Here is a 12,188-nt window from a genome sequence, read left to right on the forward strand (position 1 = left end):
CAGGGTGAGTCGAAAATGGTGGTTTTCCGTGACCCGGAGCGCAGCGTACATCTGGTACGTGAGCACCGGAAGCACGGGAAATTGCCATTTGCAGACCGCCATGGGCTGAATGTCGATTGGTCCTAGCGAGCAAGCTCGCAAGTCTCGCCGCCCCTCCCCTGAAGGAGAGGGGCTTGAGGCTTTTCTGCCCCCTGCTATCGTCGCACGATGATCCGCCGCACCGCGCTCCTTCTGGCCGCTTCGCTTGCCGCTCTCACGCCCGTCTTTGCCGCCCACGCCAGCGCCGAAAGAACAATCGCCGGCGTCACCGAGCCCTACAAGACCGAGGCATTCGACCCCGACACGGACAATCTGGCCGCGATCAACGCCGCGCTGGCCGCCGCGGCGCAATCGGGCAAGCGCGTCCTCCTCATCATGGGCACCAACACGTGCCACGACAGCGCCTGGCTCGCCAACCTCATCGCCACCGACCGCTTCGCCCCGGTGCGCGCCCGCTACGAAATCGTCTTCGCCGACATCGGCATGCCGCATGTCGACGGCATGGGCCGGAACCCCGAGGTGCCCGGGCGTTTTGGCTTCCGGATCAAGGGCACGCCGACCGTCGCGATCCTCGATGCGAACGGCACCGTCCTCAACCGCAAAACTGCCCCCAAATGGCGCAACGCCGCGAGCCGGAGCGACGACGACATCTATGATGAATTGATGGGTTAGGGAGAGACATATGGCCGGGATGAACCTCGCGGGGCGCGTCGCGCTCGTCACCGGCGCCTCGCGCGGCATCGGCCGCGGCATCGCGATCGGCCTCGCCGAAGCGGGCGCCGACATCGCGGTGAACTACACCCGCGGCGAGCAGGAGGCAGCCGAAACCGTCGCCGCGATCGAGGCGCTCGGCCGCAAGGCGAAAGCCTATCAGGCGTCGGTCGCCGACGAGGCCGCCTGCGCCGCGATGGTCGCCGCGGTCGAGGCCGACTTCGGCCCGCTGTCGATCCTGATCAACAACGCCGGCATCGCGAGCCGCGGGCTGTCGGTCGCCAACACCAGCCCCGAGGAAGTCGACAAACTCTTCGCCGTCCACGCCGCCGGCCCGCACCGCCTGTCGCGCCTCGCGCTGCCGCAGCTGCGCACCCACAAGCGCAGCGACATCATCATCATCTCCAGTATCGCGACCTACACCCACTCGCCAAACGGCGCGCCCTACACGATGGCCAAGGCGGCCAGCGAAGCCCTCGCCTACGCACTCGCCAAAGAGGAATTACCGAACGGCGTCCGCGTCAACATCGTCGCTCCCGCGCTCACCGTCAGCGACATGGGCGAAAAGCTTTCGCGCGCGATCACCGGCAACGAGGACATCCACCACCTCGACGCCAAAATGCCCTTCGGCCGCGTCGCCGTCCCCGCCGACGTCGCCGCGGCGGTCGTCTGGTTCGTCAGCGATGCGAACAGCTATTGCTCGGGCCAGAAACTCAACATCGACGGCGCGGGTCAGGCGACCTTCCGCTAGACGGTCATCCCGTGCGCATCGGGAATTCCCGACGGCGGCCCCTCGGGCATGCGCATCAGGTCCGCCTCGCTGGCGCCCGCTTCGTACCGCGCGAGCAGCTCAGAACTTGCTCGGCTTCGTCATGGCCCCACGCCACCCAATAACCTAGACGATGCTGCGCGCCTTCGTTTCATTGTGCAAGGGAGAACCCCTCCGCTAGAGGCGGGCGATGCGCCCCGATTCGCCCTCCCCCGTCATCCCCTTCCTGATCGCCTGCGCGGGCATCGCGACCTTTTCGGCGATGGATGTGCTGATGAAGGGGCTGTCGATCGACATCGGCGCCTACAACGCCGTGCTCTGGCGCACCGGCACCGGCACGCTCGTCGCCGGCACGCTCTATTTCTTGAGCCGCCCGAAAATGCCCGATCGCGCGACGATGCGGATCCACGCCTGGCGCTCCTTGTTCGTCGCGGGGATGGCGCTCAGTTTCTTCTGGGCGCTCGCACGGCTGCCGATGGCCGAAGCGATCGCGCTCGCCTTCGTCGCGCCGCTGATGGCGCTCTACATGGCCGCGATCTTCCTCGGCGAAAAGATCGGCCCGCGTTCGATCGCGGCGTCGGCGCTCGGCCTTTGCGGTGTACTCGTCATCGTCGCGGGGAAACTCGGCGGCAGCGACTATTCGGGCGAGGCGCTGCTCGCGGTCGGCGCAGTGTTCCTCTCGGCGATCTTCTACGCCTACAACCTCATCCTCGCGCGGCGACAGGCGAAGATGGCCGAGCCGATGGAGATCGCCTTTTTCCAGAATTTCTTCGTCGCCGCGATCCTCACGCTCGGCGCGCCCTGGTTCCTCGCCGTGCCCGACGCGAGCCACGCGCCGCACATCCTCGGCGCCGCGATCCTCGCGACCACCTCGTTGCTGCTTTTAAGCTGGGCCTATGCGCGCGCCGAGACGCAGATCCTCGCGACGACCGAATATACGGGCTTCCTTTGGGCGATGCTGTTCGGCTGGTTCTTCTTCGACGAAGCCGTCACGCTGCCGACCTTCGCCGGCGCATTGCTCATCGTCGCCGCCTGCCTGATCGTCGCGCGCAAGGCGCCGCACGGCGACCCCATCGAGCCCGCGGCGGCGTGACTTAATCATCCCCTCCCGCAAGAGGGAGGGGAGAAGTTAAACCGCCGCCCTTGCCAGCCGATCATTGATCGCCGCGCCCAGCCCCTCGAACGGGATCGCCGCCACCGCAATCTTCGGCTTGGCACTTGCGGCCCCGGCGTGGAGCGCATCGAACAGATGTGCCGCCGCTTCGGTCAGATCGCCCGAGGCGCTCAGATCATAGTCGCCCGCAACCGCGCCGAACCCGATACCATATTCGTCGCTCGCAAACTCGCTTGCCCCCAGCCGCACCGGCTTGCCCGGCGCATAATGGCTTTCGAGCATCCCCGGCGCGACAATCTTCGAACCCTTCACCCCGGACACCGCAAGCCCGCTCGCCGCCGCCAGCATGTCCACAGTCACCGGCCCCGGCCGCAGTATCTCGACCGCGCCGTCCTTCACTCGCGCGATCGTCGATTCCACGCCCGCCGTCGTCGGCCCGTCATCGATCACCAACGCGATCCGCCCGTCGAGGCTCGCCAGCACATGACTTGCCCTCGTCGGGCTCACCCCACCGCTCGCATTGGCGCTCGGCGCAGCGAGCGGTGCGCCCGTTTCGGCCAGCAACGCCTGCATCGCGCGATGCCCCGGCACACGCAGCGCGATCGTATCGAGCCCCGCCGTCGCGATGCTCGCCACCGGACAATCCAACGTGCGCGGCACGACCAACGTCAGCGGCCCCGGCCAGAAGCGCGCCGCCAGCGCCCGCTCGACCGCACCGAACACGCCCAGCGTCTCCGCCGCCGCAAGGTCCGGCACATGCACGATCAGCGGATTGAAATCGGGCCGCCCCTTCGCGGCATAGATTCGCGCCACCGCTTGCGGGTTGCGCGCGTCGGCGGCGAGGCCGTAGACCGTCTCGGTCGGCACCGCGACCGGCTGCCCCGCCGCGACCAGCGCCACCGCGTCGGCGATAGCTGCGCTATCGAACGGAAGTACAATTGTGGACTTTGAGGCATCGGCCATGCCGCGCTATAGCGCCCGCGCAACGATATTCACCAGCAAAGTACCCAGCCCATGACCTATACGCCGCCGACCACCGAACAGCTTTTCGTCCTGCGCCATATCGCGCGCGTCGACGCGATGGCCGCGCACGACAAATTCGCCGCCGCGACCCCCGACATGGTCGAGGCGATCGTCACCGGGATCGGCGATTTCGCCGCCGAGGTGTATGCCCCGCTCAACCGCGTCGGCGACACGCAGAACCCCAAATGGGACAATGGCAAGGTCACCATGCCTCCGGGCTTCAAGGGTGCGTATAAACAGTTCGTCGAGGCGGGCTGGGGCAGCATCGACGGCCCCGGCGAATATGGCGGACAGGACCTGCCCTTCACCCTCGCCACGGTGGTGATCGAGGCGCTCGGCAGCGCCAACATGGGCTTTTCGCTCTGCAGCATCCTGACCCCCGGCGCGATCCACGCGCTGATGGCCTATGGCACCGAGGACCAGCGCCAGAGATGGCTGCCCAAGCTGATCACCGGCGAGTGGAACGGCACGATGAACCTGACCGAGCCCGCCGTCGGCAGTGACGTCGGCGCACTGCGCACGGTCGCCGAAAAGGTCACCGAGGGCGAACATGCCGGCCTCTACAGGATCAAGGGGCAGAAAATCTTCATCACCTTCGGCGAGCATGACCTCACCGACAATATCGTCCACCTCGTCCTCGCGCGCACCCCCGGCGCGCCCGAGGGGACGCGCGGAATCTCGCTCTTCCTCGTCCCCAAATACCGCCTCGATGAAGGCGGCAAGCCCGCGCATTCGAACGGCGTCCAATGCGCGTCGATCGAGCACAAGCTCGGTATCCACGGCTCGCCGACCGCGGTGATGGTCTATGGCGAGGACGAGGATTGCCTTGGCGAGATCGTCGGCGACGAAATGGGCGGCATGCGCGCGATGTTCGTGATGATGAACAACGCCCGCCTGATGATCGGCTGCCAGGGCATCCAGATCGGCGAGCGCGCGACGCAGCAGGCGCAGCGCTTCGCCGCAGAGCGCGTCCAGTCGTCGCTCGCGGGTTCGCCCGACCGCACCCCCGTTACCATCGACCAGCACCCCGACGTCCGCCGCATGCTGTGGCGGATGCGCGCACAGACCGAGGCTGCGCGCGCCCTCACCTATTATGCCGCGGCGCAGATCGACTTCGGCAAATTGGGCGACGAGGCCGCCGCGATGCGCGCCGACATCCTGATCCCGCTGGTCAAGGCGCACGCGACCGACATCGGCTGCGAGGTCGCGAGCCTTGGCATCCAGGTCCATGGCGGCATGGGTTTCATCGAGGAAACCGGCGCCGCGCAGCATTATCGCGACGCGCGCATCGCCCCGATCTACGAAGGCACCAACGGCATCCAGGCCGCCGACCTCGTCGGGCGCAAGCTCGGCATGGCGGGCGGCGATCTCGTCCGCGGCCTCATCGACGATATCGCACAGGGTGCCGCCGATGTCCCCGAGTTACAGCAGCTTGCGGGCGCGTGCCGCGCAGTCACCGACTGGATGATCGGCGCGAACACCGGCGACCGGCTCGCGGGCAGCTATCCCTATCTCACCATGCTTGCGACGGCGACGTGCGGCTGGCTGATGGCGATCCAGCACAAGGCGGCGCGCACCGCACTGGAAGAAGGCAATGGCGACCGCGCCTTCCTCGAAGCGAAGATCGTCTCGACGCGCTTCTACCTCGAACAGATCGTCCCCGCGGCGACCGGCCTCGCCGCCTCGGCGCTCGCCGGCGATGCGGCGCTCGAACCGCTGCCGGCAATCGCCTGAATTGACCGAAATCCTGCGCCTTGCGCCCGATCGCCCGGCGTAGGATTTCATTCATAATTAACGCGATGATAACCATCTGAGGCTACGCACGACCGGCAATTGCTGGAGACGTGCGTGCCCATCCCGGTCAAAAGTCTGATCATCAGCTGGCGAACGATCGCATTGTCGCTGCTGATTGCGCTGGCGGTGGGCATTTCGTCGGCTGGCGAAATCGCCGACCGGGTGCTCGACATGGTCGTCGGCCGTCTCGCCAATCGCGCGGTTACCGGGCAGGTCGTTGTCGTCGCGCTCGACGAGCGCACAATGGCGCAATCGCCCAACCGCAACTTTTCGATGACGCAATATGCCAATGTGGTCGATGCCGCCAACCGGGCCGGCGCCAAGCGTCTTCTGATCGATTTCTATTTCGACCGGCGGGAGGCAGACCGCGACTTCCCGCTATTCGTCAATGCAGTAAGGAATATGGGCGACCGCGTGGTGCTCGCCGTCTCGACGCGCCAGGTTCCCGGCAGCGACGAAAAAGTTACCACCTTTCCCAGCAAGCAATTCGGCCCCGATGTGCCGATGGCAAGCATCGCCATTGAAAGCGAGTTCTGGCAGGTCTGGAGCGCTCCGATCGCTTATCGCGCCGAAGGGCAGCTGCTTCCGACATTTGCCGCGATCATTGCCGGCCGGCATAGCGATACGCCGAAAAGCTTTCGCCTCGATCTCGGCTACGACACCCGGACAATCCCGAAGTATAGCGCAGTTGATCTGCTTTCGGGCAAGGTGGGCATGCGCGAACTGGCTGGCAAGGATGTGATCTTTGCTCCGACCGCGCCCAGCTTTCAGGATTATTTCTATCTGCCGGGGCATAATCGCATTCCCGGTGGCTTCCTTCACGTCATCGCCGCGGAAACGCTGAAGCGCGGAAATCCCATCGACATCGGTTGGATTCCTCCGCTGCTATTCGCTGTCGCCGCGACGGGGCTGGCACTGCTCCCGCGCTTTCAGCGCGCCTTCGCTCCGATCGCCTTGGGCACGACGGTCATCCTCATCGGCGGCAAGGTCTTCCTCGGCACCATGCTCGTCACTTCGTGGATCGGCACCGCGCTATTCTTCATCGCCGCAATCGCCGCCAACGTGTCGCGCTCCCGCCGCCGCGCTTCGGCGCAACGCGAAAACCCGGTCTCGGGTCTGCCCAATTTCGAGGCGCTGCGGTCGCTGCCTCCCTTCGGCAGCGCGACCGTCGTCGCGGCAAAGGTCGTCAATTTCGAGGATCTCGCCGCCTTCATCCCGGGCGACGGGATCGGCAAGCTCGTCGAACAGGTCACGCGCCGTCTCCAACTCGCCTCGCAGGGCACGACGCTGCACCACGATCTCGACGGCACCTTCGCCTGGCTCGTCCCCTATTATCAGCACAGCCAGATCGAGGGCCAGCTCGCGGGGCTTGCCGCGCTGTTCAACGCGCCACTGACGATCGGCGAGCTGCGCGTCGACGTCGCGATCGCCTTCGGGGTCAACGACGAGTTCGAAGGGTCGAATGCGCAGCGCCTCGCCGCCGCCCTCGTTGCGGCCGAGCGCGCGATCCGCACGCGCTCGCTATGGACCAAATACACCTCGCGCCAGAAAGAGGATGCGGGCTGGCAATTGAGCTTCCACTCGCAGCTCGAGGACGCATTGACCGGCGGCGACATCTGGGTCGCCTTCCAGCCGCAATATCAAATCGCGACGCGGCGGCTCGTCGGGGTCGAGGCGCTCGCACGCTGGACGCACCCGACGCGCGGCCCGATCCCGCCCGACGAGTTCATCGTCCAGGCCGAAAAAAGCCAGGACATCTATCGCCTCACGCTGTTCGTGATGGATCAGGCGATCCGCTCGGCGGCGCAGCTGCGCGAACGCGGGCTTCCGATCAACATGTCGGTCAACCTTTCGGCGACGCTGCTCGACCACAGCGACCTCGTCGGCACGATCCGCGTGATGCTCACCGCGCACCACCTGCCCCCCGAGAGTTTGACGATCGAGATCACCGAGACGGCGCAGATCGAAAACAGCCGCCAGGCGCGCCAGACGCTCGCGCGGCTCCGCCGCACCGGCATTCGCCTGTCGATCGACGATTATGGCACCGGCCAGTCGAACCTCGAATATCTGACCGAGATCGAAGCCGATGAAATCAAGATCGACAAGCGATTCGTGATGACCATGCGCGATTCGCAGCGGAACCTCGAAGTCGTCAAATCGACGATCGACCTCGCGCACCGTCTGGGCGCCGTCGCGGTCGCCGAAGGCATCGAAGACGCCGAAACCATGGCACTTCTAGCCAGCCTCGGCTGCGATGTCGGCCAGGGCTATCATCTTGGAAAACCTCAACTGTTTTCCGAGCTGACCGCAACGCTCGCCGCCACTCCCCAGAACCGCACCGCATAACTGCCAAACTGGCGGTAATGCTTATAGTTAAGACTCGATTTACCTTACTAATTAAGGTATACGCTCCGTTAACTGTTCTTTGTGGGCAGTGCCGACAGGAGATTTGAGATGGGTTGGTTTTACAGGTGGATGGGCGGCACCGGCACGGACAGTGCTGGCGGCCAGGCCTAAGCAAGAAACAAGTTTCAGGAGGGGCTCCGGCATCGCCGGGGCCCTTTCTTTTTGCCCGGAGCCCGCGCGGTCGCCGGGATGATCGCTTGCCGTTATGGCGATCCACATCGAAACGGCGTCACCGGTGCCGCCTTTCTCGCCGGTCTTCCCGCTCGAAAAATTCGCTTTTTGATGCGTTTCTGCCAATCCGCGCGCTAACCCGCGGAAAGGCTGGCGCGACGCCTCGCGCTCGTGCATCAGCCGCGACGAGACGAATCAAATTATCGACGAGTTGAGTCCCCGATCTGTCATTTACCGTCTTGCATCGCGGCGCCGACGTGGCACTATAGGTGGTGGGTCAAACACGGGGGCACCCCAAGAAATAGTATTCGGCTGCAAGTGGCGGATTTCCGTCGTCCATCCCATATGGACACGGAAAAACCCTCCTTGCGCCCAAAATAAGTGCCCACGGGGACAGGTTTAGATGCTAAGACCGGGGCTTCGCCCTGAGTCGAACAAGACAGGAACAAAGCGCACCGGGTGCGCGTTCAGATCGGGGGCGAATAAGATGGATTTTCGGGAAACGGAACGGGTGGAGACGAGCGACGTGGCGACGGTGGAACTGACGAAGAATGAAGCTCCTGCAGCGCCTGAAGCGAAGGGCGAATCGGCTCCCGATGCGGCGCCCGCGGCCAAGCTCAACGACAGCAGCGAGGCCAAGGTTCACGCGCGTCGATTCGACATCGTCACCGTGCGTGACCGCGACGCGCTGCTCACCGACTTCGGCAAGGAAACGCTCGAGGACCGCTATCTGCTTCCCGGCGAATCCTATCAGGATCTCTTCGCGCGCGTCGCGTCGGCCTATGCCGACGATCAGGACCACGCGCAGCGCCTCTATGATTATATCTCGAAGCTGTGGTTCATGCCCGCGACCCCCGTTCTCTCGAACGGCGGCACCGGCCGCGGCCTGCCGATCAGCTGCTATCTCAATTCGGTCCCCGACAGCCTCGAAGGCATTGTCGAGACGTGGAACGAGAATGTCTGGCTCGCCTCGCGCGGCGGCGGCATCGGCACCTATTGGGGCAGCGTGCGCGGCATCGGCGAGCCGGTCGGCCTCAACGGCAAGACCAGCGGCATCATTCCCTTCGTCCGCGTGATGGACTCGCTCACCCTCGCGATCAGCCAGGGCTCGCTCCGTCGCGGTTCGGCCGCCTGCTATCTCGACATCAGCCATCCGGAGATCGAGGAGTTCCTCGAAATCCGCAAACCTTCGGGCGACTTCAATCGCAAGGCGCTGAACCTCCACCACGGCGTCCTCATCACCGACGAGTTCATGGAAGCCGTCCGCGACGGCAGGGAATTCAGCCTCCGCTCGCCCAAGGATCAAAGCACCCGCAGCACCGTCGACGCGCGCTCGCTCTTCCAGAAGCTCGTCGAAACGCGCCTCGCGACGGGCGAGCCCTACATCATCTTCATCGATCAGGTGAACCGCATGATGCCCAAGCATCACCGCGATCTCGGCCTCAAGGTCACCACGTCGAACCTCTGCTCGGAAATCACCCTCCCCACCGGCCGCGACCATCTCGGCAACGATCGCACCGCGGTCTGCTGCCTCTCGTCATTGAACCTCGAAACCTGGGACGAATGGAACGGCGACAAGGTCTTCATCGAAGACGTGATGCGCATGCTCGACAACGTCCTCGAAGATTATATCGAGCGCGCCCCGCCCGAAATGGCGCGCGCCAAATATAGCGCGAGCCGCGAACGCTCGGTCGGCCTCGGCGTCATGGGCTTCCACAGCTTCCTGCAGGCGCGCGGCCTGCCCTTCGAAGGCGCGATGGCGAAATCGTCGAACCTGCGCATCTTCAAGCATATCCGCGCGCAGGTCGACCAGGCGTCGATGCTGCTCGCCAAGGAACGCGGCCCCTGCCCCGACGCCGCCGATCAGGGCGTGATGGAACGTTTCAGCTGCAAGATGGCGATCGCGCCGACCGCGTCGATTTCGATCATCTGCGGCGGCACCAGCGCGTGCATCGAGCCGATCCCGGCGAACATCTACACCCACAAGACGCTCTCGGGCAGCTTCTCGATCCGCAACCCGCACCTCGAAGCTTTGCTCGTCGACAAGGCGAAGAACAGCGACAATATCTGGAACTCGATTCTGGAAAAGGGCGGCAGCGTCCAGCACCTCGACTTCCTGAGCGTCGACGAAAAGGACTGCTTCAAGACCAGCTTCGAGATCGACCAGCGCTGGCTGCTCGAACTCAGCGCCGACCGCACGCCCTATATCGATCAGGCGCAGTCGCTGAACCTGTTCATCCCCGCCGACGTCGAGAAATGGGACCTGCTCATGCTCCACTACCGCGCGTGGGAACTCGGCATCAAATCGCTCTATTATCTCCGCTCGAAATCGGTCCAGCGCGCCGGCTTCGCGGGCGGGGTCGAGGCCGACAACACCGCCGAAGCCCCGGTGTACGAGCTCGCGACGACCGATTATGATGAGTGTCTGGCGTGCCAATGATGTGCCGCGCGGAGATCACGCGATGAATGTGAACGTCACATACATCGCGCTCGCCGCGGTCTTCTTCGCGCTCAGTGCCGCGATGACGGCGCACGCGCGCAAGGCAGCCGAAGAGCCCGGAGCGAAAAAGAGCAAGCTCTCGGGCCTCCTGTTCATGATCGCCGGTACGGGGTTCGTCCTCGCCGGCGTGATGCCCATGCTACGGTCCCTGTGACCGTCCGAATTTCTGGAGTGTAACCGCCATGCCGTTGCTAGAAGCCCGCAAAACCTACAAGCCCTTCGAATATCCGTGGGCGTTCGATTTCTGGAAGCGCCAGCAGCAGATCCATTGGGTTCCCGAGGAAGTGCCGCTGGGCGAGGATTGCCGCGACTGGGCGCAAAAGATCAGCGACCATGAACGCAATCTGCTCACCCAGATTTTCCGCTTCTTCACCCAGGCCGATATCGAGGTGCAGGATTGCTACCACGACAAATACGGCCGCGTGTTCAAGCCGACCGAGATCAAGATGATGCTGACCGCGTTCAGCAACATGGAAACCGTGCACATCGCCGCCTATTCGCACCTGCTCGACACGATCGGCATGCCCGAAAGCGAATATGGCATGTTCCTCGAATATGACGAGATGCGCGCCAAGCACGACTATATGCAGCAGTTCGGCGTCGACAATGACGAGGATATCGCACGCACCCTCGCGATGTTCGGCGGCTTTACCGAGGGGCTCCAGCTCTTCGCCAGCTTTGCGATGCTGATGAACTTCCCGCGCTTCAACAAGATGAAAGGCATGGGCCAGATCGTCAGCTGGTCGATCCGCGACGAAAGCCTCCACTGCGAAGGCATCATCAAGCTGTTCCACACCTTCACCAAGGAACGCGACTGCCTGACCAAGGCGGTGAAGGAAGACATCATCGACACCTGCCAGAAAACGGTGCGGCTCGAGGATGCGTTCATCGACCTCGCGTTCGAACAGGGCCCCGTCCCCGGCATGACGCCCAAGGAAATCAAGCGCTACATCCGCTACATCGCCGACTGGCGGCTGGGCCAGCTCGGGTTCCAGCCGATCTACATGATCGACGAACACCCGCTCCCCTGGCTCGCCCCGCTCCTCAACGGCGTCGAGCACGCCAACTTCTTCGAAACGCGCGCGACCGAATACAGCAAGGGCGCGACGCGCGGCGAGTGGAACACCGTCTGGTCGAGCTTCGACAACCGCAAGAAAGCCAAGAACAGCGAAGACGCCGCGCCGGTCAACGACGCCGAAGCCGACGGCGAAGACATGTTCAAACAAGCCGGCATCGCCGCCGAGTAAACATAACCCCCTCCCGCAAGCGGGAGGGGCAGCGAGACTTGCGGGCTTGCCCGCTAGTCGCAGCGGGGTGGGCCTGCAGCATCAAGCGACAGGCCCGCGCCCAATAATCAGAACAAGGCAAAGACAATGACCGACAAGAAACCCAAACTCAAACTGATGATCCTCAGCCAGCCCCAGCGCGCCAGCTTGGAAGGCATCGCCAACCGCCGCCCCCAACTCCCCACCGACCCCGCCCGCGACGAACTCGTCACGCTGGGACTGGTGGTCGCACAGGGCGCCAAATGGGCGCTGACCCCGCAGGGCAAGAAGGTGCTGGCGGCGAACTCGAACCGGCGGAACGCTGGGGGGTTTTCGGTTTGAGATTGAGCGTCAGGGATTGACGCGAACGTAACAAGAACATAGCCTGCGCTGAGC

Annotated in this window: 10 protein-coding genes; 9 read left to right on the top strand and 1 reads right to left on the bottom strand. The window is 64.3% G+C overall.

The window, feature by feature from the left end:
* Positions 1-207 precede the first annotated feature (207 nt).
* From ACREBX_RS02875 to ACREBX_RS02885, 3 genes are all read left to right on the top strand, one after another.
* A complete protein-coding gene (locus tag ACREBX_RS02875; RefSeq protein ID WP_431560249.1) occupies positions 208-711 on the top strand; it encodes a thioredoxin family protein in 504 nt (167 codons plus the stop codon).
* Positions 712-721: 10 nt separating this feature from the next.
* On the top strand, positions 722-1,501 hold the full coding sequence (locus ACREBX_RS02880) for an SDR family NAD(P)-dependent oxidoreductase (protein WP_431560250.1): 780 nt from the start codon (positions 722-724) through the stop codon (positions 1,499-1,501).
* A 208-nt stretch (positions 1,502-1,709) separates the two neighbouring features.
* Positions 1,710-2,612, top strand: coding sequence for a DMT family transporter (locus ACREBX_RS02885; RefSeq protein WP_431560251.1), 903 nt, complete (start codon positions 1,710-1,712; stop codon positions 2,610-2,612).
* A gap of 36 nt (positions 2,613-2,648) precedes the next feature.
* Here the strand turns inward: ACREBX_RS02885 and ACREBX_RS02890 are convergent, their stop codons facing one another.
* Positions 2,649-3,596: an L-threonylcarbamoyladenylate synthase gene (locus ACREBX_RS02890; protein ID WP_431560252.1), complete on the bottom strand. Its 948-nt coding sequence runs from the start codon at positions 3,594-3,596 to the stop codon at positions 2,649-2,651.
* Positions 3,597-3,647: 51 nt separating this feature from the next.
* Here ACREBX_RS02890 and ACREBX_RS02895 point away from each other — a divergent pair, with 51 nt between their 5' ends.
* The 6 genes from ACREBX_RS02895 (at position 3,648) to ACREBX_RS02920 (ending at position 12,134) form a co-directional block, all read left to right on the top strand.
* Positions 3,648-5,390 carry an acyl-CoA dehydrogenase gene (locus ACREBX_RS02895; RefSeq protein WP_431560253.1) on the top strand — a complete coding sequence of 581 codons (1,743 nt, stop codon included), beginning with the start codon at positions 3,648-3,650 and terminating at the stop codon, positions 5,388-5,390.
* Between the two features lie 114 nt (positions 5,391-5,504).
* A complete protein-coding gene (locus ACREBX_RS02900) occupies positions 5,505-7,796 on the top strand; it encodes an EAL domain-containing protein (protein WP_431560254.1) in 2,292 nt (763 codons plus the stop codon).
* A gap of 718 nt (positions 7,797-8,514) precedes the next feature.
* A complete protein-coding gene (locus ACREBX_RS02905; RefSeq protein WP_431560255.1) occupies positions 8,515-10,467 on the top strand; it encodes a ribonucleoside-diphosphate reductase subunit alpha in 1,953 nt (650 codons plus the stop codon).
* Positions 10,468-10,495: 28 nt separating this feature from the next.
* Entirely contained in the window at positions 10,496-10,681 is a 186-nt protein-coding gene (locus ACREBX_RS02910; protein ID WP_431560256.1) for a hypothetical protein, read from the top strand.
* Positions 10,682-10,709: 28 nt separating this feature from the next.
* Complete coding sequence (locus tag ACREBX_RS02915) at positions 10,710-11,774, top strand: ribonucleotide-diphosphate reductase subunit beta (protein ID WP_431560257.1); 1,065 nt, start codon at positions 10,710-10,712, stop codon at positions 11,772-11,774.
* Between the two features lie 126 nt (positions 11,775-11,900).
* Complete coding sequence (locus tag ACREBX_RS02920; protein ID WP_431560258.1) at positions 11,901-12,134, top strand: hypothetical protein; 234 nt, start codon at positions 11,901-11,903, stop codon at positions 12,132-12,134.
* Positions 12,135-12,188 lie beyond the last annotated feature (54 nt).

The organism is Sphingopyxis sp. (assembly GCF_050725655.1).
Classification (GTDB): Bacteria; Pseudomonadota; Alphaproteobacteria; order Sphingomonadales; family Sphingomonadaceae; genus Sphingopyxis.

Bases quoted from the DNA above. Each gene is read 5' to 3' on its own strand.
- ACREBX_RS02875 (WP_431560249.1), top strand. From the start codon at position 208: ATGATCCGCCGCACCGCGCTCCTTCTGGCCGCTTCGCTTGCCGCTCTC.
- ACREBX_RS02880 (WP_431560250.1), top strand. From the start codon at position 722: ATGGCCGGGATGAACCTCGCGGGGCGCGTCGCGCTCGTCACCGGCGCC.
- ACREBX_RS02885 (WP_431560251.1), top strand. From the start codon at position 1,710: ATGCGCCCCGATTCGCCCTCCCCCGTCATCCCCTTCCTGATCGCCTGC.
- ACREBX_RS02890 (WP_431560252.1), bottom strand. From the start codon at position 3,596: ATGGCCGATGCCTCAAAGTCCACAATTGTACTTCCGTTCGATAGCGCA.
- ACREBX_RS02895 (WP_431560253.1), top strand. From the start codon at position 3,648: ATGACCTATACGCCGCCGACCACCGAACAGCTTTTCGTCCTGCGCCAT.
- ACREBX_RS02905 (WP_431560255.1), top strand. From the start codon at position 8,515: ATGGATTTTCGGGAAACGGAACGGGTGGAGACGAGCGACGTGGCGACG.
- ACREBX_RS02915 (WP_431560257.1), top strand. From the start codon at position 10,710: ATGCCGTTGCTAGAAGCCCGCAAAACCTACAAGCCCTTCGAATATCCG.
- ACREBX_RS02920 (WP_431560258.1), top strand. From the start codon at position 11,901: ATGACCGACAAGAAACCCAAACTCAAACTGATGATCCTCAGCCAGCCC.